The 23,840-nt window shown below is 72.2% G+C and carries 20 protein-coding genes; 12 read left to right on the top strand and 8 right to left on the bottom strand.

The window, feature by feature from the left end:
- Positions 1-19: 19 nt before the first annotated feature.
- A complete protein-coding gene (locus tag BLT72_RS22815; RefSeq protein ID WP_091414487.1) occupies positions 20-970 on the bottom strand; it encodes a C40 family peptidase in 951 nt (316 codons plus the stop codon).
- 508 nt (positions 971-1,478) lie between these two features.
- On the opposite strand from BLT72_RS22815, the gene rplJ reads away from it, so the two are divergent.
- Complete coding sequence (gene rplJ, locus BLT72_RS17755) at positions 1,479-2,180, top strand: 50S ribosomal protein L10 (protein WP_091414485.1); 702 nt, start codon at positions 1,479-1,481, stop codon at positions 2,178-2,180.
- A gap of 15 nt (positions 2,181-2,195) precedes the next feature.
- Positions 2,196-2,585: a 50S ribosomal protein L7/L12 gene (rplL, locus tag BLT72_RS17750; protein ID WP_091414483.1), complete on the top strand. Its 390-nt coding sequence runs from the start codon at positions 2,196-2,198 to the stop codon at positions 2,583-2,585.
- Between the two features lie 157 nt (positions 2,586-2,742).
- Here the strand turns inward: rplL and BLT72_RS17745 are convergent, their stop codons facing one another.
- From BLT72_RS17745 to BLT72_RS17735, 3 genes are read right to left on the bottom strand one after another with little or no spacing between them, the layout of a single operon-like run.
- The gene (locus tag BLT72_RS17745; protein ID WP_091414482.1) at positions 2,743-3,498 is read right to left on the bottom strand and encodes an SDR family NAD(P)-dependent oxidoreductase; all 756 of its coding nucleotides are present in this window, start codon (positions 3,496-3,498) and stop codon (positions 2,743-2,745) included.
- Positions 3,495-4,361 (bottom strand): fumarylacetoacetate hydrolase family protein, encoded by an 867-nt coding sequence (locus BLT72_RS17740; RefSeq protein ID WP_091414480.1) that lies wholly within the window; start codon positions 4,359-4,361, stop codon positions 3,495-3,497. Before BLT72_RS17740 ends, BLT72_RS17745 begins: the two co-directional genes overlap by 4 nt.
- A 30-nt stretch (positions 4,362-4,391) precedes the next feature.
- Positions 4,392-5,702 (bottom strand): L-fuconate dehydratase, encoded by a 1,311-nt coding sequence (locus BLT72_RS17735; RefSeq protein ID WP_172826105.1) that lies wholly within the window; start codon positions 5,700-5,702, stop codon positions 4,392-4,394.
- Between the two features lie 90 nt (positions 5,703-5,792).
- Here BLT72_RS17735 and BLT72_RS17730 point away from each other — a divergent pair, with 90 nt between their 5' ends.
- From BLT72_RS17730 to BLT72_RS17720, 3 genes are read left to right on the top strand one after another with little or no spacing between them, the layout of a single operon-like run.
- Entirely contained in the window at positions 5,793-6,803 is a 1,011-nt protein-coding gene (locus BLT72_RS17730) for a LacI family DNA-binding transcriptional regulator (protein WP_091414478.1), read from the top strand.
- Between the two features lie 42 nt (positions 6,804-6,845).
- Positions 6,846-7,718 carry an amidohydrolase family protein gene (locus BLT72_RS17725; protein ID WP_091414476.1) on the top strand — a complete coding sequence of 291 codons (873 nt, stop codon included), beginning with the start codon at positions 6,846-6,848 and terminating at the stop codon, positions 7,716-7,718.
- Positions 7,715-8,482, top strand: a complete 768-nt coding sequence (locus tag BLT72_RS17720) for an SDR family oxidoreductase (protein ID WP_091417764.1) — start codon at positions 7,715-7,717, stop codon at positions 8,480-8,482. The genes BLT72_RS17725 and BLT72_RS17720 overlap by 4 nt, the downstream gene beginning before the upstream one ends.
- A gap of 35 nt (positions 8,483-8,517) precedes the next feature.
- On the opposite strand, the gene BLT72_RS17715 is transcribed toward BLT72_RS17720, so the two are convergent.
- Positions 8,518-8,847 carry an L-rhamnose mutarotase gene (locus BLT72_RS17715; protein WP_091414474.1) on the bottom strand — a complete coding sequence of 110 codons (330 nt, stop codon included), beginning with the start codon at positions 8,845-8,847 and terminating at the stop codon, positions 8,518-8,520.
- A 431-nt stretch (positions 8,848-9,278) separates the two neighbouring features.
- Between BLT72_RS17715 and rpoB the strand changes: the two genes are divergently transcribed.
- The 3 genes from rpoB (at position 9,279) to BLT72_RS17700 (ending at position 17,923) form a co-directional block, all read left to right on the top strand.
- Positions 9,279-12,755 carry a DNA-directed RNA polymerase subunit beta gene (rpoB, locus tag BLT72_RS17710; protein WP_157720553.1) on the top strand — a complete coding sequence of 1,159 codons (3,477 nt, stop codon included), beginning with the start codon at positions 9,279-9,281 and terminating at the stop codon, positions 12,753-12,755.
- 105 nt (positions 12,756-12,860) lie between these two features.
- Complete coding sequence (locus BLT72_RS17705) at positions 12,861-16,715, top strand: DNA-directed RNA polymerase subunit beta' (protein WP_091414470.1); 3,855 nt, start codon at positions 12,861-12,863, stop codon at positions 16,713-16,715.
- A 287-nt stretch (positions 16,716-17,002) separates the two neighbouring features.
- Positions 17,003-17,923 carry a hypothetical protein gene (locus tag BLT72_RS17700; protein WP_091414469.1) on the top strand — a complete coding sequence of 307 codons (921 nt, stop codon included), beginning with the start codon at positions 17,003-17,005 and terminating at the stop codon, positions 17,921-17,923.
- A 379-nt stretch (positions 17,924-18,302) separates the two neighbouring features.
- Here BLT72_RS17700 and BLT72_RS17695 read toward each other — a convergent pair whose 3' ends face one another.
- The 3 genes from BLT72_RS17695 to BLT72_RS17685 all read right to left on the bottom strand — a co-directional run bounded on the left by BLT72_RS17695 (position 18,303) and on the right by BLT72_RS17685 (position 20,655).
- Entirely contained in the window at positions 18,303-19,103 is an 801-nt protein-coding gene (locus BLT72_RS17695; RefSeq protein WP_091414467.1) for an ABC transporter permease, read from the bottom strand.
- Positions 19,100-20,050, bottom strand: coding sequence for an ATP-binding cassette domain-containing protein (locus tag BLT72_RS17690; protein ID WP_091414466.1), 951 nt, complete (start codon positions 20,048-20,050; stop codon positions 19,100-19,102). Before BLT72_RS17690 ends, BLT72_RS17695 begins: the two co-directional genes overlap by 4 nt.
- A gap of 68 nt (positions 20,051-20,118) precedes the next feature.
- On the bottom strand, positions 20,119-20,655 hold the full coding sequence (locus BLT72_RS17685) for an AAA family ATPase (protein ID WP_231930127.1): 537 nt from the start codon (positions 20,653-20,655) through the stop codon (positions 20,119-20,121).
- A gap of 99 nt (positions 20,656-20,754) precedes the next feature.
- On the opposite strand from BLT72_RS17685, the gene BLT72_RS17680 reads away from it, so the two are divergent.
- Genes BLT72_RS17680 through BLT72_RS17665 form a run of 4 tightly spaced genes read left to right on the top strand, consistent with a single transcriptional unit; the run spans position 20,755 to position 23,835 of the window.
- A complete protein-coding gene (locus BLT72_RS17680; protein WP_091414465.1) occupies positions 20,755-21,153 on the top strand; it encodes a TOBE domain-containing protein in 399 nt (132 codons plus the stop codon).
- Positions 21,150-21,926 (top strand): molybdate ABC transporter substrate-binding protein, encoded by a 777-nt coding sequence (modA, locus tag BLT72_RS22810; RefSeq protein ID WP_091414464.1) that lies wholly within the window; start codon positions 21,150-21,152, stop codon positions 21,924-21,926. Before BLT72_RS17680 ends, modA begins: the two co-directional genes overlap by 4 nt.
- The gene (locus tag BLT72_RS17670) at positions 21,923-22,741 is read left to right on the top strand and encodes an ABC transporter permease (protein ID WP_091414463.1); all 819 of its coding nucleotides are present in this window, start codon (positions 21,923-21,925) and stop codon (positions 22,739-22,741) included. The genes modA and BLT72_RS17670 overlap by 4 nt, the downstream gene beginning before the upstream one ends.
- Entirely contained in the window at positions 22,738-23,835 is a 1,098-nt protein-coding gene (locus BLT72_RS17665; protein ID WP_231930126.1) for an ABC transporter ATP-binding protein, read from the top strand. Before BLT72_RS17670 ends, BLT72_RS17665 begins: the two co-directional genes overlap by 4 nt.
- Positions 23,836-23,840 lie beyond the last annotated feature (5 nt).

Genomic DNA, 23,840 nt, shown 5'->3' with positions numbered 1-23,840 from the left:
TGGTGGACGAGCGGGTGGCTCAGCTGTAGCGACGGGCGCCCTGGTAGGGCATGTACTTCATCTTGATCTTCGCGACCGGTTGGCCGGGGCGCGAGGCGTGGATGACGTTGCCGCTGCCCGCGTAGATGCCGACGTGGCTGATCCCGGAGTAGAAGAAGACGAGGTCACCCGGCTTCAGGTCCGACTTGGCGACCTTCTTGCCCGCGCGGTACTGGGCCTGCGACGTGCGGGGGATCTTGACCCCGGCCGCCTTCCAGGCGCCGCCCGTCAGCCCGGAGCAGTCCCAGCTGTTCGGGCCCGTGGCACCGTAGCGGTAGGAGTCGCCGATCTGCCTCTTGGCGAAGGCGAGGGCCTTCGCGCCCTTGCTGGAGGAGCTGGCCCTGGAGGCGGTCTTCTTCGCGACGGCCTTCTTCGGCGCGGGGACCGCGGCGACCCGACCGTGCTGCAGGGCGGACCACACGGCGGTGGTGGCCCGGCCGGTCTGCTTCTGACCGCGCTTCTTCTGAGCCGACTTGACGGCCGCGACCGTATTGGCCCCGAAGTAGGAGGTCAGCGTGACCTTGGTGTAGCCGAGTGCGCGCAGCGAGCGCTGCAGCCGGAGGACGTCGGCACCCTTGTCGCCGCGCTCGAGCGCGGGACGGGAGCCCTGGGAGAGCAGGGCGCTCCAGGGGCGGGGGCCCGCGACCTTGAGCGGGCTGAGGCCGACCGAACGGCGGAACCGAGCGAGCTTGGCGGCGTCGTGCACCGAGAAGCTGCCGTTGACGGTGGCGCTGTAGCCGGCCTTGCGCAGGAGGCACTCCATCGCCTTCGCCTGCGAGCCCTTGCTGCCCTTGCTGATCACCTGGTACCTGCTGAACGAGGCGCTGCAGGTCGAGGCGGCGCTGGCGGGGAGCTCGGCGGTCGCGGTGACGGAGACGGCCAGGGCCAGTCCGGTCGCCAGCGACGCTGCTCTCATCAGGATCTTGCCCATGGGGTGGGTCTCCCTCGAGTCGACGGGCCGGCCCTCGGTGGGTTCGACAACGGTGTCGACGCGGACTGGCGGGCACACGTTATCCAAACGAGATCAATTCGCCAAAACTCTGAGGGATCCTCAGGGCGCGGCGGGTTGACGGGCCCGGTTCTCAGGGTTGGTGGCGGCTCTCTCAGGGAGGCAGCGACGACCGGTCACGATTTGGTCTCCTCCCGCGGGCGGGGGTACTGTGGCGGACGCCGAAGACCGCTGGTCGGCCGAACCCCTCGGGGTGAGGTCCGAAGACGTCGTGCTCGTCACGGATGGCCCGCGCAGGTTGATCAAGGATCGTCGCTGAGCTGTCAGCCCCGATGCCGCCCCGCGTGGGTGGACCGGGTCCGTCACGTCAGCACCGCCCCCTGGACGCCTGCGCGTCGGGGGCTTTTCTCGTCCCCGGTCCGTGCCCGCACGTCAGGGCCAGCCCTTCGGAAGCGCTACACCCGTAGCACGTGACGAAGTGGAGGAGACTATGGCGAGGCCGGACAAGGCAGCTGCGGTCGCCGAGCTGAAGGACAAGTTCTCCAGCTCCTCGGCGGTCGTCCTGACCGAGTACCGCGGTCTCACCGTGAAGGCGCTGAAGGACCTGCGCCGCTCACTCGGTGAGAACGCCACCTACGCCGTGTCGAAGAACACCCTGACCACGATCGCCGCCCGCGAGGCGGGTGTCGAGGGTCTCGACGAGCACCTCGTCGGACCCACGGCGATCACCTTCGTGGACGGCGACCCCGTCGTCGTCGCGAAGGGTCTGCGTGACTTCGCACGGACCAACCCGCTTCTGGTCATCAAGGGCGGGGTTCTGGACGGCAAGTTCCTGAACTCCGACGAGGTGCGCACGCTGGCCGACCTGGAGTCCCGTGAGGTCCTCCTCGCCAAGGTCGCCGGCGGCATGCAGGGAGTCCTGCAGCAGGCCGTCTCGCTCGTCGCCGCTCCGCTGTCCCAGGTCGCGCGGCTCGCCGCGGCCCTGGAGCAGGCGGCGCAGGAGGACCCCTCGATCATCGGCGGCGCCGGCACCCCGGCGGCGGTCGACCAGGAGCCCAGCACGGACGACACCACCGACGCGGCCCCGGCCGCCGAGGCAGACATCGCGGCAGCACCCGCTGCGGACACCGAGACGGCCACCGCCGTCCCGGACACCAACCCCGTCGCGGCTGACGCTGCGGAAGAAAACTAAGGAAGGACGCCCATCATGGCGAAGCTCAGCACCGCAGAGCTCCTTGACGCCTTCAAGGAGCTGACCCTGATCGAGCTCTCCGAGTTCGTCAAGGAGTTCGAGACCACCTTCAACGTCACCGCTGCTGCCCCCGTGGCCGCGGCTGCCCCGGCCGGTGCCGGTGGCGGTGCCGCTGTCGAGGAGGAGGAGGCCTCGGACGAGGTCGACGTCATCCTCGAGGCGGCCGGCGACAAGAAGATCCAGGTCATCAAGGAGGTGCGCACCCTCACCAGCCTGGGCCTCAAGGAGGCCAAGGACCTGGTCGAGGCCGCCCCCAAGGCCGTCCTGGAGAAGGTCACCAAGGAGCAGGCCGAGAAGGCCAAGGAGGCCCTCGAGGGCGCCGGCGCCAAGGTCACCGTCAAGTGACCTCCCGGGTCGCCTAGGCGACCCACCCCGCACGACGCGCGAAGCCCCGACCTCCTCGAGGTCGGGGCTTCGTCGTCTCTCCAGGCCCTTCGACAGGCTCAGGGCACGGATCCGCGCCCTGAGCCTGTCGACCCCGCACCCTGAGCCTGTCGAAGGGCTAGCTGCGCGGGCGGAGCCGCAGCTCCTGCATGCCGCCGTCGACGGCGAGCGAGGTGCCCGTCGTGGAGCGCGAGCGGGGGCTGGCCAGGTAGGCGACGGCGTCGGCCACCTCCGCGGCGGAGACGAGCCGGCCGTGGGGCTGCCGGGCCTCCAGCGCCGTCCGCTCGGCCACCGGGTCGTCGGCCGCGTCGAGCAGCCGCTGCACCCAGGGGGTGTCAGCGGTCCCCGGGCTCACGCAGTTCACCCGGATCCCCTCGCGGACGTGGTCCGCCGCCATCGCCCGGGTCAGCGCCAGCACCGCACCCTTGGACGCGCTGTAGAGCGCCCGCTGCGGCAGGCCCGCCGTCGCGGCGATCGAGGAGGTGTTGACCACCGCCGGTGCCGACGACGCCCGCAGGTGGGGCAGCGCCGCCCGCGTCACCCGCACCATGCCGAGCACGTTGACGTCGAGCACCCGGTGCCACTCCTCGTCGCTGTTGTCCGCGACGGTGCCGGCGGCGCCGATGCCGGCGTTGTTGACCACCACGTCCAGGCCGCCGAGCTCCTCGACGACCCGCGCGACGGCGGCCCGGACGGACGCGTCGTCCGCCACGTCGCAGACGACCCCGAGCTGACCCTCCGCCGCGGCGTCCGCGTCGAGGTCGAGCACCGCCACCCGGGCGCCGTCGGCCTGCAGGCGGGCCGCGACCGCGGCGCCGATGCCGGACGCCCCGCCGGTGACCAGGGCGACCAGGCCGTCGAGCTCGCCGCTCACCGCCCGTCCTCCAGCGGCGCCCAGCCGGTGAACGCGTGCCGCTGGCGGCCCAGCCCCTCGATCTCGACCTCCACGACGTCACCCTCCCGGAGGTAGGGGAAGCGGCCCGAGAGCGCGACGCCCTCGGGGGTGCCGGTCAGCACCAGGTCGCCCGGCTCCAGGACCAGGTACTGGCTCAGCTGGTAGACGATCTCCTCGACGCCGAAGATCAGGTCCGCGGTGCTCGAGTCCTGCCGCGGCTCGCCGTTCACCCAGCTCCGCAGCCGCAGGCCGGTGTGGTCGACCTCGTCCGGGGTGACCAGCCACGGCCCCGTCGGGGTGAAGCCGCGGCAGGACTTGCCCTTGCTCCACTGCCCGCCCGAGACCTCCAGCTGGAAGGCACGCTCGGAGAGGTCGTCGCAGATCGTGAAGCCGGCGACGTGGTCCAGGCTCTGCGCGGGGGAGTCGAGGTAGGCGGTCCGGCGGCCGATGACCAGCGCCAGCTCCACCTCCCAGTCGGTCTTCTCGCTGCCCCGGGGGATCTGCACCGGGTCGTCGGGACCGCCGACCGTGTTCGGGGTCTTGAGGAACAGCACCGGCCGCTCGGGGGGGCTGGCCCCCGACTCGGCCGCGTGGGCGGCGTAGTTCATGCCGATGCAGATGACGGCGCTCGGCCGGGCGACGGGCGCGCCCACCCGCACCCCGGCGCTGGGGAACAGGGGCAGCTCGTCCGCGGCGACGGCGTCCCGCACCCGGTCGAGGCCGCCGCTGGCGAAGAACTCCCCGGTCAGGTCGTAGACGACGCTGCTGAGGTCGTAGGTGCCGTGGTCGGTGATGACGACGGGGGTCTCGTGGCCGACGGGGCCCAGTCGAGCCAGCTTCATCGGGGCTCCTTCTCCTTCGGTGGGGGTGGGTCAGGCCACGCTAGGGCGTCCGGCCCAGTAGCTCCCGGCCGGATAGGCGTAGACGTCGAGCGAGGCGGGGTGCATCTGCGCGCTGTAGCCGGGTTGCGTGGGCAGCACGTAGGCCGCGTCCTTCACCACGCACGGGTCGACGAAGTGCTCGTGCAGGTGGTCGACGTACTCCGCGACCCGGCCCTCGGTGCTGCCGGAGACGACGAGGAAGTCGATGATCGACAGGTGCTGGACCAGCTCGCAGAGGCCGACGCCGCCGGCGTGCGGGCAGACCGGGACGCCGAACTTCGCGGCCATCAGCATCACGGGCAGGATCTCGTTGAGGCTGCCCAGCCGGCAGGAGTCCAGCTGGCAGAAGTCGATCGCCTCCGCCTGGAACAGCTGCTTGAACAGCACCCGGTTCATCCCGTGCTCGCCGGTCGCGACGCCGACCGGGGCGACGGCCCGGCGGATGGTGGCGTGGCCGAGGACGTCGTCGGGGCTGGTCGGCTCCTCGATCCAGAGCGGGTCGAAGTGGCTCAGCGCGCGGGTCCACGTGATGGCCGTGCCGACGTCCCACACCTGGTTGGCGTCGATCATCAGGTGGCGGTCCGGGCCGATCACCTCGCGGGCGATGGCGCAGCGCCGCAGGTCGTCCTCGAGCGACGCCCCGATCTTGAGCTTGAGGTAGCGGTAGCCCTCGTCGACGGCCTCCTGGCAGAGTCGGCGGAGCTTCTCGTCGGAGTAGCCCAGCCAGCCGGCCGAGGTCGTGTAACAGGGGTAGCCCGACGCGTCGAGCACCGCGAGCCGGTCGTCCAGCGTGGGCCGCAGAGCGGTCAGCATCGCGACGGCCTCGTGCCGGGGCAGCACGTCGGACAGGTAGCTGAGGTCCATCGTGTCGACGAGGGCCTCGGGCTCCAGGTCCGCGACGAAGCGCCACAGCGGCTGCTGCGCCCGGCGCGCGGCCAGGTCCCAGACGGCGTTCATCACCGCGGCCAGCGCCAGGTGCACGACGCCCTTCTCCGGTCCCAGCCAGCGCAGCTGCGAGTCCGACTGCAGCCGGCGGTAGGTCCCGCCGAGGTCGCCGACGAGCTGGTCGACGTCGAGCCCGACCAGCGGCTCACCCCGCTGCCGGGCCGCGATCGCCACCAGGTCGTTGCCCCGGCCGATCGTGAAGGTCAGCCCGTAGCCCTCCACCCCGTCGGCGTCGGTGCGCAGCACGACGTAGGCGGCGGAGTAGTCGCCGTCCTTGTTCATCGCGTCGGACCCGTCCGCGGTCAACGACGTCGGGAACCGGACGTCCACGACGTCGACGGCGGTGATGAGCGGCACGCGGGACTCCTGGCAGGTCGGTCGGGCGACCCGACCCTAGTCCCTGCACAAACGATTGCGCAACGGTGCTCGGACGCCTAGGATCGCCGCGTGGCGACCCTGGGCGACGTCGCCCGGCGGGCCGGCGTGTCGATCTCCGCGGTCTCCCGGGTGCTCAGCGACGCGCCCGGCGCGCGGGTGAGCGTCGCGACCCGGGCCCGGATCAAGCAGGCCGCCGCCGACCTCGCCTACCGGCCCAACTTCGCCGGCCGCGCGCTCAAGTTCGCCCGCACCGACGTCATCGCCCTCGTGGTGCCCGACCTCACCAACGCCTTCGCCACGGACCTGATGCTCGGTGTCGAGGACGAGGCGGCCGCCCGCGACCACATGGTGCTGCTCGGCCGCAGCGAGGACCTCGAGCCCGACGGTGAGATGGTGAGCCGGCTGGTGGGGGAGGGCCGGGTGGACGGGGTGCTCGTCCAGGTCGCCGACCACCGCCTGCCCGCCGAGCTGGCGCCCCTGGTGCAGGCGGGCCACCCGCTGGTCTTCCTCAACTCCTTCCAGCCGGGCCACCTCGGGGGGGCCGTGCTGGACGACGAGGCCGGCGCCCGGCTGGCCACCGAGCACCTGATCGCCCTGGGGCACCGCCGGATCGCCCACGTCGGCGGGCTGCCGCAGTCGTTCACGGCCCGCCGCCGGCTGGCCGGCTTCGAGGCGGCGATGGCGGCTGCCGGGCTGCCCGTGCCCGGGACGGCCGTCAGCCGGCTGGGCTACGTCCCGGCCGACGGCCGCGCGGCGCTCCGCCGGCTGATGGCGGCCGACCCGCCGCCGACGGCCCTGGTGGTGGCCAACGTCAACGCCGCCCTCGGAGTGCTGGCCGAGGCCCGCACCCTGGGGATCGCCGTGCCGGCCGACCTCGCGGTGGTCTCCGTCCACGACGCCTGGACCGCCGAGAACACCTGGCCCCCGCTCACGACCGTCAAGATGCCCACCTACGAGCTGGGCCGGGCCGCGGTCCGGGCCCTGCACGAGCGGCTGGGCGGGGGCCCGGGGCGGGACGAGGTCGTGGCGGACCCGCCGCCGCGGCTGGTGCTCCGCGAGTCCACCGCCGCGCCACGCTGACCGCCACCTGACCACCGACCCCGCACCCGCCCCAGGAGAGCTGTGATCATCGACGCCCACCAGCACGTCTGGGACCTCGACCGGGCGACCTACCCCTGGCTCGGGCCGCAGCACGGGCCGATCTTCCGCAGCATCGCCGAGGACGAGGTGCTGCCCGAGCTGCGCGCCTGCGGGGTCGACGCCGTGGTGCTGGTGCAGGCGGCGGACAACGCCGAGGACACCGCGCTCATGCTCGCGACGGCCGCCGCGCACCCGGAGGTCGTGGCCGTCGTCGCGTTCCTGCCGCTGGAGAACCCGGACGCGACGGCGGCCCTGCTGCCCGGTCTGGCCGCCGACCCGCTGGTCGTCGGGATCCGCACCCTCATCCACGACCGGCCCGACCCCGACTTCCTGGTGCGGCCGGAGGTGCGCGAGAGCCTGGGCCTGCTCGCCGCCGCAGGCCTGGCCTTCGACGTGGTGGCGGTGCTGCCCCGGCACCTGGAGCACGTGCCCGTCCTGGCCGCCGAGCACCCCGGGCTGCGCCTGGTCGTCGACCACCTCGCGGCCCCGCCGATCGGCTCGGTCGACCTCGAGCCCTGGCGGACCCTGCTGGCGCGGGCGGCGGAACCGCCCAACGTGCACGCGAAGGTGTCCGGGCTCTACCCCGCCGCCGACCCGACGGCGTGGTCGACGGAGGCCCTGCGCCCGGTGGTCGCGCACGCCGTCGACGTGTTCGGGCCCGACCGGCTGATGTACGGCGGGGACTGGCCGGTCTCGGTGCTGGCCGGCGGCTACACCGCGGTGTGGGAGGGCCTGCACCCGCTCGTCACCGAGCTGGGTGTCGAGGCGGCGGCCGCCGTGCTCGGCGGCACCGCCGTCCGGGTCTACGGGATCGACCCGGGCCGGCTCGCCGCGCTCGGCGGGTGCCGGTCGTGACGGCGGCGGACCGCAGCCCCTTCGACCTGACCGGCCGGACCGCCGTGGTGACCGGCGCCTCCCGGGGGATCGGGGCGGCGGTCGCGGCGGGTCTGCTGCGGGCCGGGGCGGACGTGGTCGGCCTGCAGCGCGGGGAGGTCCCGGACGAGCTGCAGCGGCTGGCGCAGGCCTGCGGTCGCTGGCTGCACCGGGTGCCGGTCGACCTCGCCGACGCGGCCTCGGTCGACGCCGCGGTGGCGGCCGCGCTCGACCTCGGGCCGGTCGACATCCTCGTCAACAACGCCGGCACCCAGGTGCGGCACGCGGCCACGGACTTCCCGCTGGCCGACTTCGACGCCGTGCTGGCGGTCAACACCCGTGCGGTGTTCCAGCTCTGCCAGGCGTTCGGCCGGCCCATGCTGGAGCGGGGCTGGGGCCGGGTGGTCAACGTCGCCTCGCTGCTCAGCTTCCAGGGCGGTATCCGGGTGCCGGCCTACGCCGCGTCCAAGGGTGCCGTCGCGCAGCTCACCAAGGCGCTGTGCAACGAGTGGGCGGGCCGGGGGGTGGCGGTCAACGCGGTCGCGCCCGGCTACGTCGACACCGACCTGAACGAGGCCCTGCTGGCCGACGGCGAGCGGAACGCCGCGATCTCCGCGCGGATCCCCGCCGGCCGCTGGGGGCGGGGGGAGGACCTGGCGGGCGCCGTCGTCTTCCTCAGCTCCGACGCGGCGGCCTACGTGCACGGCGTGGTGCTGCCCGTCGACGGCGGCTGGCTGGCCCGCTGACGCGGGGCCGTCCCGGGTCGACCCGGCGGCGGGGGTCAGTCGACGTGGAAGACCTCGGGGACGACGGCCCACCACGCGCCGTCGGCGCGGCCCTCCAGCGGTCGCTGCATCGGCATGGTCAGCGCCCACCACTCCTGGGTGACCGGGTCGGCCGCCATGGCCGCCTGGTCGGCCTCGTAGTCCTCGCCGATGTACTCGAAGTAGGCGAACAGCAGCAGCTCGGGCTCGCGCAGGAAGATGGAGTAGTTCCGGATGCCGCAGGCGTGGATCGTGCGCAGCACGTCCGGCCAGACGGAGGCGTGCAGCTCCTTGTAGCGGGTCACGGCCTCCGGTGCGAGACCGACGACCTGGGCGACGCGCTGCATGGCTCTCCTGTCCTCGGGCGACGGGCCGAGTCTAGGGCGGCGGCCCTCCCGGCGGGGGTCGCGGGGCGGCGCGGGGGAGCGGCGTCGACCCGAGGGACCCGTCCGTCGGAGGTGCTTGCGAGGGCCGGTCCGGCGGGTATGCTTCCGGCAAGCGTTCGGCGAGACCGTCGCGGTTCGAGTGCCCTGCACTCCCGCGCCCCCGGTCCGATTTGACCGCCCTGGTCCGCCCTGCCCGCGGACTTGTCAAACCGGGGACTGCTCCCTAGACTAGAACCTTGCCCTCCGCATTCGTCGACCCGTTTCGCTTGACGCGGGCCGTTTCGCGTGCGCGGAGGCCGGTCTGGTCCGTCCCCCCGGGCGCCCGGACCTGACACGTGAACTCATCCAACTTCATAGCTCCACCCGCCCGAGAGTCTCGGAAGGACCCACTGTTGGCCGCCTCGCGCACCGCCTCGAACACCAAAGTCGTCTCATCCACCGGCCGCATCTCGTTCGCGAAGATCGCCGAGCCGATGGAGGTTCCCGATCTCCTCGACCTGCAGGTCGACTCCTTCGACTGGCTCGTCGGCAACGACGCCTGGCGCACGCGGGTCGACTCCGCGCTCGCTGAGGGCCGGACCGACGTCAACACCAAGTCCGGTCTGGAGGAGATCTTCGAGGAGATCTCCCCGATCGAGGACTTCTCCGGCACGATGTCGCTGTCGTTCCGCGACCACCGCTTCGAGCCGCCGAAGAACAGCGTCGAGGAGTGCAAGGACCGCGACGTCACCTACGCGGCGCCGCTGTTCGTCACCGCCGAGTTCATGAACAACGAGACCGGCGAGATCAAGAGCCAGACCGTCTTCATGGGCGACTTCCCGCTGATGACGGACAAGGGCACCTTCGTCATCAACGGCACCGAGCGCGTCGTCGTCTCCCAGCTGGTCCGCAGCCCCGGCGTCTACTTCGAGCAGACCACCGACAAGACCTCGGACAAGGACATCTTCACCTGCAAGATGATCCCGAGCCGCGGTGCGTGGCTGGAGTTCGAGATCGACAAGCGCGACATGGTCGGGGTCCGCCTCGACCGCAAGCGCAAGCAGAACGTCACCGTGCTGCTCAAGGCGCTCGGCTGGACCGACGCGCAGATCCTCGAGGAGTTCGGCCAGTACGAGTCCATGCGGCTCACCCTGGAGAAGGACCACACCTCCACCCAGGACGAGGCGCTGCTCGACATCTACCGCAAGCTGCGCCCCGGCGAGCCGCCGACCCGTGAGGCCGCGCAGGCGCTGCTGGAGAACTACTACTTCAACCCGAAGCGCTACGACCTCGCCAAGGTCGGCCGGTACAAGATCAACAAGAAGCTGGGCCTCGACGAGCCCTTCGACAAGCAGGTCCTCACCACCGACGACATCGTGGCGGCCATCCGCTTCATCGTCGCGCTGCACGACGGCAAGGAGGTGCTCGACGCCCCGCGTGGCGAGCTGCTGGTCGAGGAGGACGACATCGACCACTTCGGCAACCGTCGCCTGCGCACCGTGGGCGAGCTGATCCAGAACCAGCTGCGCACCGGCCTCGGCCGGATGGAGCGCGTGGTGCGCGACCGGATGACGACCCAGGACGTCGAGGCCATCACGCCGCAGACCCTGATCAACATCCGGCCCGTCGTGGCGGCGCTCAAGGAGTTCTTCGGCACCTCCCAGCTGAGCCAGTTCATGGACCAGACGAACCCGATCGCGGGCCTGACGCACAAGCGGCGCCTCTCGGCCCTCGGCCCGGGGGGTCTGTCCCGTGACCGCGCCGGCATGGAGGTCCGTGACGTCCACCCGTCGCACTACGGCCGGATGTGCCCGATCGAGACCCCCGAGGGCCCGAACATCGGCCTGATCGGCTCGCTCGCCTCGTTCGCCCGGGTCAACGCATTCGGCTTCGTCGAGACGCCGTACCGCAAGGTCGAGAACGGCCAGGTGACCGACCAGATCGACTACCTGACCGCCGACGTCGAGGACCGCTACACCATCGCCCAGGCGAACGCGAAGCTGACCGACGACCTGCACTTCGCCGAGGAGCGCGTGCTGGCCCGTCGACGCAAGGCCGACCCGGACACCGTCCCGGCGAACGACATCCAGTACATGGACGTCAGCCCCCGCCAGATGGTCTCCGTCGCCACCGCGATGATCCCGTTCCTCGAGCACGACGACGCGTCGCGTGCCCTGATGGGCGCGAACATGCAGCGCCAGGCCGTCCCGCTGATCCGTTCCGAGGCCCCGTTCGTGGGCACCGGCATGGAGTACCGCGGCGCGGTCGACGCCGGTGACGTCACGACGGCGGCCCAGGGCGGCGTGGTCACCGCGGTGAGCGCCGACCTGATCGAGATCGCCTACGACGACGGCAGCTACCGCAGCTACCGGCTCAGCAAGTTCAAGCGTTCCAACCAGGGCACCGCCATCAACCAGCGCCCCCTGGTCCGCGACGGGCAGCGGGTCGAGGCCGGCACGCCGCTGGCCGACGGTCCCTGCACCGACGGTGGCGAGATGGCGCTCGGGCGCAACCTGCTCGTCTCCTTCATGCCGTGGGAGGGCCACAACTACGAGGACGCCATCATCCTCAGCCAGCGCGTCGTCCAGGACGACCTGCTGACCTCGATCCACATCGAGGAGCACGAGGTCGACGCCCGCGACACCAAGCTGGGCGCCGAGGAGATCACCCGGGACATCCCGAACGTCTCCGAGGAGATGCTGGCCGACCTCGACGAGCGCGGGATCATCCGCATCGGCGCCGAGGTCTCCACCGGCGACGTGCTGGTCGGCAAGGTCACGCCCAAGGGCGAGACCGAGCTCACCCCCGAGGAGCGGCTGCTGCGCGCGATCTTCGGTGAGAAGGCGCGCGAGGTGCGCGACACCTCGCTCAAGGTGCCCCACGGCGAGTCCGGGACGGTCATCGGCGTCCGCGTCTTCGACCGCGAGTCCGACGACGAGCTGCCCCCCGGCGTGAACCAGCTGGTCCGGGTCTACGTCGCCCAGAAGCGCAAGATCCAGGACGGCGACAAGCTCGCCGGCCGGCACGGCAACAAGGGCGTCATCTCCAAGATCCTGCCGGTCGAGGACATGCCGTTCATGGAGGACGGGACGCCGGTCGACATCGTGCTCAACCCGCTCGGCGTGCCGAGCCGGATGAACGTCGGCCAGGTCCTCGAGACCCACCTGGGCTGGGTCGCCAGCCAGGGCTGGGACGTCTCGGGCGTGCAGGAGGCCTGGGCCGAGCGCCTGCGCGACGTCGGGCTCGAGCACGTCGACGGCAACACCAACCTCGCCACCCCGGTCTTCGACGGGGCGACCGAGGAGGAGATCACGGGTCTGCTGGGCAACACCCTGCCGACGCGTGACGGTGTCCGGCTGGTCAACGCCGACGGCAAGGCCAACCTGTTCGACGGCCGGTCCGGTGAGCCGTTCCCGATGCCGGTGGGGGTGGGCTACATCTACATGCTGAAGCTCCACCACCTGGTCGACGACAAGATCCACGCACGTTCCACGGGTCCGTACTCGATGATCACGCAGCAGCCGCTGGGCGGTAAGGCCCAGTTCGGCGGCCAGCGGTTCGGCGAGATGGAGGTGTGGGCCCTCGAGGCCTACGGTGCCGCCTGGGCCCTGCAGGAGCTGCTGACGATCAAGTCCGACGACGTCCCCGGCCGCGTGAAGGTGTACGAGGCCATCGTCAAGGGCGAGAACATCCCGGAGCCGGGCATCCCCGAGTCCTTCAAGGTGCTCGTCAAGGAGATGAAGTCGCTCTGCCTGAACGTCGAGGTGCTGTCCTCCGACGGCACCGAGGTGGAGCTGCGGGACTCCGAGGACGACTACCGCGGCGGCGAGGACTTCGGCATCGACCTGTCCCGCCGTCCGGGTGAGTCGCTCGGCGTCGAAGAAGTCTGATCCCCACCGCTGCCTGAGCCTGTCGGAGGTTCTTCGACAGGCTCGGGCCGCGGGGATCGGTCCACAGCATCTGAGATCGCGTACTAAAGAGAAGAGACAGACAACGTGCTCGACGTGAACTTCTTCGACCAGATCCGCATCGGCCTGGCCACGGCCGACGAGATCCGTGGTTGGTCCCACGGTGAGGTGAAGAAGCCGGAGACGATCAACTACCGCACGCTCAAGCCTGAGCGCGACGGCCTGTTCTGCGAGAAGATCTTCGGCCCCACCCGGGACTGGGAGTGCTACTGCGGCAAGTACAAGCGCGTGCGCTTCAAGGGCATCATCTGCGAGCGCTGTGGCGTCGAGGTCACGCGCTCCAAGGTCCGCCGCGAGCGGATGGGCCACATCGAGCTCGCCGCCCCAGTGACCCACATCTGGTACTTCAAGGGCGTCCCGTCGCGGCTGGGCTACCTGCTCGACATCGCGCCGAAGGACCTCGAGAAGGTCATCTACTTCGCGGCCTACATGATCACGTCCGTCGACGACGAGGCGCGTCACCGCGACCTGTCCTCGCTCGAGGGCAAGATCGACGTGGAGCGCAAGCAGCTCGAGGGTCGGCGCGACGCCGACATCGAGAACCGGATGAAGAAGCTCGAGGAGGACACCGCCGGCCTCGAGGCCGAGGGTGCCAAGGCCGACGCCAAGCGCAAGGTGCGCGAGGGGGCCGAGCGCGAGGTCAAGCAGCTGCGTGACCGCTCCCAGCGCGAGCTGGACCGCCTCGACGCCGTCTGGAACCGGTTCAAGAACCTCAAGGTCCAAGACCTCGAGGGCGACGAGATCCTCTACCGCGAGATGAAGAACCGCTTCGGCAAGTACTTCGCCGGCTCCATGGGCGCGGACGCCATCCAGAAGCGGCTGCAGACCTTCGACCTGAACGCCGAGTCGGAGTCCCTGCGCGAGACCATCCAGACCGGCAAGGGGCAGCGCAAGACCCGCGCCCTGAAGCGGCTCAAGGTCGTCTCGGCCTTCCTCTCGACGCAGAACTCCCCGGCCGGCATGGTGCTGGACTGCGTCCCGGTCATCCCGCCGGACCTGCGTCCGATGGTGCAGCTGGACGGTGGCCGCTTCGCGACCTCCGACCTCAATGACCTGTACCGCCGCGTCATCAACCGGAACAACCGCCTCAAGCGGCTCCTCGACCTCGGCGCGCCCGAGATCATCGTCAACAACGAGAAGCGGATGCTCCAGGAGGCCGTGGACTCGCTGTTCGACAACGGTCGTCGTGGCCGTCCGGTCACCGGCCCGGGCAACCGGCCGCTGAAGTCCATCTCGGACATGCTGAAGGGCAAGCAGGGCCGGTTCCGGCAGAACCTGCTGGGCAAGCGCGTCGACTACTCGGGCCGTTCGGTCATCGTCGTCGGCCCGCAGCTCAAGCTGCACCAGTGCGGCCTGCCCAAGGCGATGGCGCTGGAGCTGTTCAAGCCGTTCGTCATGAAGCGGCTCGACGACCTCAACCACGCGCAGAACATCAAGTCCGCCAAGCGCATGGTCGAGCGTCAGCGCCCGGTGGTGTGGGACGTGCTCGAGGAGGTCATCTCCGAGCACCCCGTGCTGCTGAACCGGGCGCCCACCCTGCACCGGCTGGGCATCCAGGCGTTCGAGCCGCAGCTCATCGAGGGCAAGGCCATCCAGATCCACCCGCTCGTCTGCACCGCCTTCAACGCGGACTTCGACGGTGACCAGATGGCCGTGCACCTCCCGCTGAGCGCGGAGGCGCAGGCCGAGGCCCGCATCCTCATGCTGTCGACCAACAACATCCTCAAGCCCGCCGACGGCCGTCCCGTGACCATGCCCACCCAGGACATGATCATCGGCCACTACTTCTTGACCATGCAGGTCGACGGAGCAGCGGGCGAGGGGCGTGCGTTCGGCTCGGTGGCCGAGGCCCTGATGGCCTTCGACCGCAAGCAGCTGTCGGTGCAGGCGAAGATCAAGCTGCGGCTCACCGACATCGTCCCGCCCGCCGGCCACGCGCTGGCGGCCAACGGCTCGATCATCCTGGAGACGACGCTGGGTCGCGCCCTCTTCAACGAGGCGCTGCCGGCCGACTACGCCTACTGCGACTACGAGGTGGGCAAGAAGCAGCTCGGGCAGATCGTCAACGACCTGGCCGAGCGCTACCCCAAGGTCGACGTGGCCTTCTGCCTGGACGCCCTGAAGGACCTGGGCTTCCACTGGGCCACCCGCTCGGGGGTGACCGTGTCCATCGGCGACGTCACCACCCCGGCCAACAAGGCCGAGCTGCTGGCGGGCTACGAGGACCGGGCGTCCAAGATCGACAAGCAGTACGAGCGCGGTCTGATCACCGAGGACGAGCGTCGCCAGGAGCTCATCGAGATCTGGACCGACGCGACGTCCAAGCTCGGCGCGGCCATGGAGGCCAACTTCTCCAAGACCAACCCGATCTACATGATGGTCCACTCGGGGGCCCGCGGGAACATGGTGCAGATGCGCCAGATCGCCGCCATGCGTGGCCTCGTGGTGAACCCGAAGGGCGAGATCATCGCCCGGCCCATCAAGTCGAACTTCCGTGAGGGCCTGTCGGTCCTGGAGTACTTCATCTCCACCCACGGTGGTCGCAAGGGCCAGGCCGACACCGCGCTGCGGACGGCCGACTCGGGTTACCTGACGCGTCGACTCGTCGACGTCAGCCAGGACGTCATCATCCGCGAGGAGGACTGCGGCACCGAGCGTGGTCTGACCAAGACCATCGCCCTCGGCGACGACGGCGCCCTCGGCCTCGACGAGCACGTCGAGACCGCGGTCTACGCCCGGACGCTCGCCACCGACGTCCGCGGCGCGGACGGCGAGGTGCTGCTGCCGGCCGGGACCGACCTGGGCGACGTCAACATCGGGCTGCTGGTCGCGAACGGTGTCCGCACCGTCAAGGTCCGCAGCGTCCTCACCTGCGAGGCCGTCACCGGCACCTGCGCCATGTGCTACGGCCGCTCGCTGGCCAGCGGCAAGCTGGTCGACGTCGGCGAGGCCGTGGGCATCGTGGCCGCGCAGTCGATCGGTGAGCCCGGTACCCAGCTGACGATGCGCACCTTCCACACCGGTGGTGTGGCCGGTGACGACATCACGCAGGGTCTGCCCCGCGTGGTCGAGCTCTTCGAGGCCCGTCAGCCCAAGGGCAAGTCGCCGATCTCCGAGGCCGCCGGCCGCGTGCAGATCGAGGACAGCGACCGGCTCCGCAAGATCACCATCACCCCCGACGACGGTTTGGAGGCCGCCGAGTTCTCGGTGTCCCGCCGTGCCCGTCTGCTGGTGGAGGACGGCAGCCACGTCGAGGTCGGCCAGCAGCTCACCGCTGGTACCCCCGACCCGCACGACGTGCTCCGGGTGCTCGGTGTCCGTCGGGTGCAGGAGCACCTGGTCGACGAGGTGCAGTCGGTGTACCGCACGCAGGGTGCGCCGATCCACGACAAGCACATCGAGATCATCATCCGGCAGATGCTGCGCCGGGTGACGGTGATCGAGTCCGGGGACGCCGAGCTGCTGGCCGGTGACCTGGTCGACCGGCTCACCTACGAGGCCCAGAACCGCAAGGTCGTGGCCGAGGGCGGGACGCCGGCGTCGGGCCGTGCGGTGCTGATGGGCATCACCAAGGCCTCGCTGGCCACTGAGTCGTGGCTGTCGGCGGCGTCCTTCCAGGAGACGACGAAGGTCCTGACCGACGCGGCCATCAACGGCAAGTCGGACAGCCTCATCGGCCTCAAGGAGAACGTCATCCTCGGCAAGCTGATCCCGGCGGGTACCGGTCTCGACCGCTACCGCAACATCAAGGTGGAGGCGACCGAGGAGGCGAAGGCGCAGGCCTACTCGATGGTCGGCTACGACTCGTTCGACTACGACTTCGGTCAGGGTTCGGGCGCGGCCGTGCCGCTCGAGGAGTTCGACCTCGGCGACTACCGCTGAGCTAGCCAGCAAGACCGTCGGAGGGCGGGCCGGGGACACCCGGCCCGCCCTTCGGCGTCCCCGGGCACCCGCCCCTCGGACCCTCGGGTCTCCCTCGGGCCCCCACTTCACACCCCTGCGGGGCACTTCACACCCCGTGCACGGGGTGTGAAGCCCACCGCAGGGGTGTGAAGTCGGCGGACGCAGGGTGGCTGCGGCGTCTCCCGGGTCGTCAGGCCGGTCAGACGTTGTCCACAGATCGGGTCGGCACCCGGTCCGCGCGCCCGATTCTGCGGTGGGGTGGGCAGATGTCGAAGATCCGCCTCACCCGCGACCTGCTGCAGGACGGCTACGCACCCGACGAGCTGCGCCGCATGCAGCGCGACGGCCGGCTGGTCCACGTCCGCCGGGGAGCCTGGGCCGCCGCGGACGGCTCGCCGGCCGAGGTCACGGCGGAAGTCCGGCACCGGCTGCAGCTGGAGGCGGTCGCCGCCCAGGTGCAGCCGGGCGCGGTCGTCAGCCACGGCTCGGCCGCGGTGCTGCACGGGCTGCCGGTCTGGCCGGCGTCGATCGAGCGGGTGCACCTCACCCGCAACCGCAGCACCGGCGCGAAGCGTCGACGCGACGTCGAGGTGCACGGGGCGACGCTGCCGACGGCCCACGTCGCCGAGCTGGACGGACTGGCGGTCACCACCCTGCCCCGCACCGTGGCCGACCTGGCCCGGCTGCTGCCGTTCGACCAGGCCGTCGCCGCCGGCGACCGGGCCGCCGCGCAGGACCTCGACTTCGGTCACCTCGAGGACGTGCTGAGCACGATGGAGCAGTGGCCGGGAGTGCGACAGGCGCGCCGGGTGGCCGACTTCCTCGACGGCCGGGCGGAGACGGCGGGCGAGTCGGTCAGCCGCGTCCGGATCGGCGAGCTCGGCCTGCCCTCGCCGATCCCGCAGTACGAGGTCTACGACGCCGAGGGGACGATGATCGCCCGCGTCGACTTCGCCTGGCCCGACCGGCGCACGATCGGGGAGTTCGACGGCCGGGTCAAGTACGGCGCCCTGCTCCGACCGGGTCAGCGACCCGAGGACGTCGTCTTCGCGGAGAAGCTGCGCGAGGACGCCCTCCGCGACGCCGGCTGGCAGGTCGTCCGGTGGATCTGGGCCGACCTCGCCCGCCCGCTGCTGATCCAGCAGCGCCTGCTGCGCGCCTTCGCCCGCGCCGGTCGCCCGCTCTAGCCCGGCCGCCGGCCAGCGCGGCACCCGGGGCGGTCCCGCTGCCGCCCGACCTGGCGCCCCGGGAGCCATCCCGCCGCCATCGCCGCGCCCGCTCGCGCCGCCCGGACGCTGCCGTCTTGTCAGGTCCCCCACTTCACACCCCTGCGGTGGTCGAGGCACCCTCTGCACGGGGTGTGAAGTCCACCGGAGGGGTGTGAAGTGGGGGACAGGCCTCGACCGCGGCGGAGAGAGCGGCGTCGAGGGTCGGGGGTCGGGGGCCGAGGGGCCGAGGGGTCGAGGGGTCGAGGGGTCGGGGGCAGAGGGATCTGGGGTCGAGGGTCGAGGTCGAGGTCGAGGGGCAGCGGGAGGTGTGGCCCGAACGGAGGAGGGAGGGCTGCCGTCACCGGCTGGCGGCGCGCCGGAACTGCCAGGTGGTGAGGGGGACGAACACGACCAGGACCAGCGCCGACCAGATCAGGGTGTAGACGACCGGGTGCTGCAGCGGCCACACCGTGGCGGGGGCGGTCAGGGCGTCGTTGCCAAAGAGCTCCCGCGCGGCCGCGGTGATGGCCGAGACCGGGTTCCATTGCGCGAACACCTCGAGCGGTCCGGGCAGCGACTCCAGGGGCACGAAGGTGTTGGCGATGAAGGTGATCGGGAAGATCACGATGAACGAGGCCTGGTTGACCACCTCGACGCTGGGCACCAGCAGGCCGACGAAGGCCATCACCCAGGAGATGGCGTAGGCGAAGACCAGCAGCACGAGGTAGCCGGCGAGGGCGTCGAGGAACGAGCTGCGGATCCGCCAGCCCACCAGCAGGCCGGTCAGCGACATCACCACCAGCACGATGACGTTGTTGACCACGTCCGAGAGCGTCCGCCCGGTCAGCACCGCCGTCCGTGACATCGGCAGCGAGCGGAACCGGTCGATGATGCCCTTCTGCACGTCGTCGGCCAGCCCCGCGCCCGTCGTCGTCGCCCCGAAGATCACGGTCTGGGCGAAGATCCCGGCGATGAGGAACTCGCGGTACTGCTGCGGGTCGCCGCCGGAGATCGCCCCGCCGAAGACGTAGGCGAAGAGCAGCACGAACATGATCGGCGACAGGGTGGTGAAGACCAGCAGCTCCGGCACCCGCTTGATCTTGATGAGGTTGCGCTGGGCGACGACGAGGCCGTCGCCCAACGAGCTGAGCACGCTCACTTCTCCTCCTCGGCGGTGTGGCCGGTCAGGGACAGGAACACGTCGTCGAGCGTGGGCCGGCGCAGCCCCACGTCGTCGAGGGTGACGCCGGCGCAGTCCAGGCGGCGCAGGGCCTCCACGAGCACGCCGGCCCCGCCCGAGACCGGGGCGGTGATGCCGCGGCTGTGGGCGTCGGCGGTCACCGGCCCGGTGCCGAGCCCGTCGAGGCACCGCACGGCCGTCTCCAGCTGGTCGGGCGAGGAGACGGTGAGCTCCAGCCGTTCACCCCCCACCTGCGCCTTGAGCTGGTCGGCGGTGCCCTGGGCGATGACCAGGCCGCGGTCGATGACGACGATCTCGTCGGCCAGCCGGTCGGCCTCCTCGAGGTACTGGGTGGTGAGCAGCAGCGTCGTGCCCCCCGCCACCAGGGCGGCGATCATCTCCCACACCTCGATGCGGCCCTGCGGGTCCAGCCCGGTGGTCGGCTCGTCGAGGAACAGCACCTCGGGCTCGGCCACGAGCGCGGCGGCGAGGTCGAGCCGGCGCCGCATGCCGCCCGAGTAGGCCTTGGCCGGCTTGCCGCCCGCCTCCTCGAGCCCGAACTGCTTGAGCAGCTCGTGGGCGCGGGCCCGGCTCCGGGCCCGGCCGAGGTGGTACAGCCGGCCGACCATGACGAGGTTCTCCATCCCCGTCAGGTACTCGTCGACCGCCGAGTACTGGCCGGACAGCCCGATCCGCTTCCGGACGCCGCCGGGATCCTTCAGCACGTCCACGCTCGCGACGCGGGCCGACCCGCCGTCGGGCTGCAGCAGCGTGGTCAGGCAGCGGACGGTGGTCGTCTTCCCCGCCCCGTTCGGCCCCAGCAGGCCCAGCACGGTGCCGCGGGGCACCGCCAGGTCCACCCCGCCGAGGGCGGTGAAGCTCTTGTAGCGCTTGACGAGGCCGTGCGCCTCGATCGCCAGGTCCATGCGCGGACAGTAGCCGAGCCCACTGACAGGTCGGGTTCGGTCGCCGGCGGCCCCGCCCGGACGCCCGCTCAGACCGCGGCGCGGTCCAGGTGGGCCAGGATGTCGTCGACCGTCTCGTCCGGCGTCTGCGCGGAGGAGTCGAGCCAGTAGCCGATCTGCGCGGTCTCGCGCCGGAGCACCTCGTCCAGGGCTCCGGGGGAGAAGTGGACGTAGCCGGACTTGGCGCGCTGCTCCTCCCGCCACTCCAGGGCCGAGACGCTGGGGGAGAGCACCACCAGGTACCGCGCGGGGGTGGTGACGCGCCGCACGAAGTGCTCCAGCTCGGTGCCGATGATGACGTCCTGCACGACGGCGTCGAAGCCGGCCGCGGCGTAGCGGTCCGCCGTGCCGGCCGCCAGCTCGTAGCGCAGCTGGAGCTGGGCGGTGGCCTCCGGGTCCGGCTGCGGGGTCATGTCCGCGCGCCCGTTGACGACCATCTTGCGGAACACGTCGCCGCGGATGTGCACCGACCGCGGGAGCCGGCGGGCCAGCAGCTCGGCCACCGTGGACTTGCCCGCCGCCATCGCGCCGGTGATGACGATCACCCTGCCGTGTGCCGCGCTCACGGACCTCAGTCTGCCGCGCCCGCCCGCCGCACGCGCAGATGTACGCAGACGCGGAACATTCCGCGCCCGAAGGCCGCAGGAGCGGCCTAGGATGATCCTGTGCCCCGCTACCGCATCGCCCAGGCCGCGGCCCTGCTCGGCGTCTCCGACGACACGGTCCGCCGCTGGGTGGAGTCGGGCCGGCTGCCGAGCGCCGGGGGTCCGGGCCCTGCCCGCGTCGACGGCCGCGACCTGGCCGCGCTGGCCCAGCAGGTGGCGTCGGCGCCGGAGCTGGGCAGCCCGGTCGCCGAGAGCGCCCGCAACCGCTTCACCGGCCTGGTCACCCGGGTGGTCAAGGACACGGTGATGGCGCAGGTGGACCTGCAGTGCGGGCCGTTCCGGGTGGTCTCGCTGATGTCGGCCGAGGCCGCGACCGAGCTCGGCCTGGAGCCCGGGGTGCTGGCGGTGGCGTCGGTGAAGTCGACGCACGTCGTCGTCGAGGTCCCGGAGCACCGGTGAGCAGCCCCCGGGCCGCCGCGGCCGCCCTGGCCGCCGCCGTCGCGGTGTCCCTCACCGCCTGCTCGGCCGACGCACCGGCAGCGGCACCCGCCGCCGGGCCGAGCGGCACGGTGACCGTCCTCGCGGCCGCCTCGCTGACGGAGGCCTTCACCGCCCTCGGCCGGGAGTTCGAGGCGGCGCACCCGGGCACGACGGTGGCCTTCTCCTTCGGGTCCAGCGCCACCCTCGCCGCGCAGGCCGTGCAGGGCGCCCCGGCTGACGTCTTCGCCGCCGCCAGCACCGCCACCATGACGACGGTGACGACGGCGGGTGCCGCCGCCGACCCGGTCGACGTCGCCACCAACACCCTCGAGATCGCCGTTCCGCCGGGCAACCCCGGACGGGTGAGCGGGCTGGCCGACTTCGCCGACCGCGACCTCCGGATCGCCCTCTGCGCCGCCCAGGTGCCCTGCGGGGCAGCCGCCGAGCAGGTGCTCCGGGCGGCCGGGGTGACGGCGGCCCCCGACACGCTCGAGTCCGACGTCAAGGCCGTCCTGCAGAAGGTGACCGCCGACGAGGTCGACGCCGGCCTCGTCTACACCACCGACGTGGTGGCGGCCGGTGCAGGCGTCGAGGGCCTCCCCGTCCCCGAGGCCGCCCAGGCGCCCAACCGCTACCCCGTGGCGGTGCTGCGGGCGAGCCGCAACCCGACCACCGCCCGGGCGTTCGTCGACCTGGTGCGCTCCGACGCGGGCCGGCGGGTGCTGCGGGACGCCGGCTTCGGCCCGCCGTGAGCCGGGCCGTGCCGGCCGCCGGCGCGGTCGACGTCCGGGGCCCGGTCCCCTGGGTGCTCGGGCTGCCGGCCGCCCTGGCCCTGCTGTTCCTCCTCGGGCCCCTGCTCGGGCTGGTGCTGCGCGCCCCGTGGAGCCAGGCCGGCGCCCTGCTGACCAGCGGCGGCGCCCTGCAGGCCCTCCGGCTCTCCCTGGTCACCGCCAGCGCCTCGACGGTGGTGGCCCTGCTCCTGGGCGTGCCGCTGGCCTGGCTGCTCGCCCGTCCGGGTCTGCGCGGCGCCCCGCTGCTCCGGGCCCTCGTGACCGTCCCGCTGGTGCTCCCGCCCGTCGTCGGCGGCGTCGCCCTGTTCACCGTGCTCGGCCGCTCCGGCCTCGTCGGCCGGCCGCTGCACGCGCTGACCGGCTTCGCCTTCCCGTTCACCCCGTACGCGGTCGTGCTGGCGCAGGTCTTCGTGGCCCTGCCCTACCTGGTGCTCGCGGTGGAGGGCGCGCTGCGCGGAGCCGACCGGCGCTACGAGGAGGCCGCCGCGACCCTCGGAGCCCGTCCGGTCACCGTCTTCCGCCGGGTCACGCTCCCGCTGGTCGGGCCGGGCATCGCCGCGGGCGCCGTGCTGGCCTGGGCCCGGGCGCTGGGCGAGTTCGGGGCCACCATCACCTTCGCCGGCAGCTTCCCGGGCACCACCCGCACCATGCCCCTCGAGGTCTACCTGGCCCTGGAGACCGACTCGGGGGCCGCCCTGCTGCTCTCGGTGCTGCTGCTCGCGGTGTCGGTGGTCGTGCTGGCCCTGCTCCGGGACCGCTGGACCGCCCGGTGGTGACCGGCCTGCAGGCCCGGCTGGTGGTCGTCCGCCCGGGCTTCGACCTCCGTCTCGACCTCGACGTCGGGCCCGGCGAGGTCGTGGCCCTCGTCGGGCCCAACGGCGCGGGCAAGTCGACCGCGCTGAGGGCCCTCGCCGGCCTGCTCGGCCTGCACCGCGGCCGGGTGGAGCTGGACGGCCGGCTGCTCGCGGACGCCGGCCGGCGGTGGCACCGGCCCGCCCACGAGCGCGGGGTGGGCGTCGTCTTCCAGGACTACCTGCTGTTCCCGCACCTGTCGGTGCTCGACAACGTGGCCTTCGGGCTGACCGCGCGGGGCCGGCCCCGGCCCGAGGCCCGGGCGGTCGCGGCCGGCTGGCTGGCCCGGGTCGGGCTGGGCGAGCTGGCGCCCGCGCGCCCCCGCACCCTGTCCGGCGGCCAGGCGCAACGGGTGGCGCTGGCGCGGGCGCTGGCCACCGAGCCGGGCCTGCTGCTGCTCGACGAGCCGCTGGCAGCCCTGGACGCCCGGACCCGGCTGCTCGTCCGCGGGGAGCTGCGACGGCACCTGCAGGCCTTCGGCGGGGCCACCGTGGTCGTCACCCACGACCCCGTCGACGCTGCCGTGCTGGCCGACCGGCTGGTCGTGGTGGAGGCCGGGCGGGTCGTGCAGACCGGCACCCCGGCCGAGGTCGCCGCCCGGCCGCGGACCGACTACGTCGCCCGGCTGGTCGGGCTGAACCTGCTGGCGGGGGAGGGCGTCGGCGCCGTCGTCCGGCTCCCCGGCGGGGGCGTGGTGCACGGGGCCGAGGCCGTCCGCGGGCCGGTCCGGGCGTCGTTCCGCCCGGCGGCGGTCTCCCTGTTCACCCGCCGCCCCGAGGGGTCGCCCCGCAACGTGTGGGCAGGCCGGGTGGCCGGGCTGGAGCCGCACGGCTCGGGCGTCCGGGTCGAGGTCGCGGACGCCCCGGACCCGGGGAGCAGCATCCTCGCGGAGGTCACGGCCGCGGCGGTCGCGGAGCTGGACCTCCGGCCCGGCTCGCCTGTCTGGGCGACGGTCAAGGCGCCCGACGTGGCCGTCTACCCCGACGCGACCGAGCCCCGGCGAGCGCCCGCGCCGTAGCGTGG

Source organism: Friedmanniella luteola, from assembly GCF_900105065.1.
In the GTDB taxonomy this organism is placed as follows: Bacteria; Actinomycetota; Actinomycetes; order Propionibacteriales; family Propionibacteriaceae; genus Microlunatus; species Microlunatus luteolus.
The sequence above is the reverse complement of the archived record's forward strand: the minus strand, read 5'-3'. Positions and strand labels throughout refer to the sequence as shown.

Bases quoted from the DNA above. Each gene is read 5' to 3' on its own strand.
- BLT72_RS22815 (WP_091414487.1), bottom strand. From the start codon at position 970: ATGGGCAAGATCCTGATGAGAGCAGCGTCGCTGGCGACCGGACTGGCC.
- rplJ (WP_091414485.1), top strand. From the start codon at position 1,479: ATGGCGAGGCCGGACAAGGCAGCTGCGGTCGCCGAGCTGAAGGACAAG.
- rplL (WP_091414483.1), top strand. From the start codon at position 2,196: ATGGCGAAGCTCAGCACCGCAGAGCTCCTTGACGCCTTCAAGGAGCTG.
- BLT72_RS17740 (WP_091414480.1), bottom strand. From the start codon at position 4,361: ATGAAGCTGGCTCGACTGGGCCCCGTCGGCCACGAGACCCCCGTCGTC.
- BLT72_RS17715 (WP_091414474.1), bottom strand. From the start codon at position 8,847: ATGCAGCGCGTCGCCCAGGTCGTCGGTCTCGCACCGGAGGCCGTGACC.
- BLT72_RS17700 (WP_091414469.1), top strand. From the start codon at position 17,003: ATGTCGAAGATCCGCCTCACCCGCGACCTGCTGCAGGACGGCTACGCA.
- BLT72_RS17690 (WP_091414466.1), bottom strand. From the start codon at position 20,050: ATGGACCTGGCGATCGAGGCGCACGGCCTCGTCAAGCGCTACAAGAGC.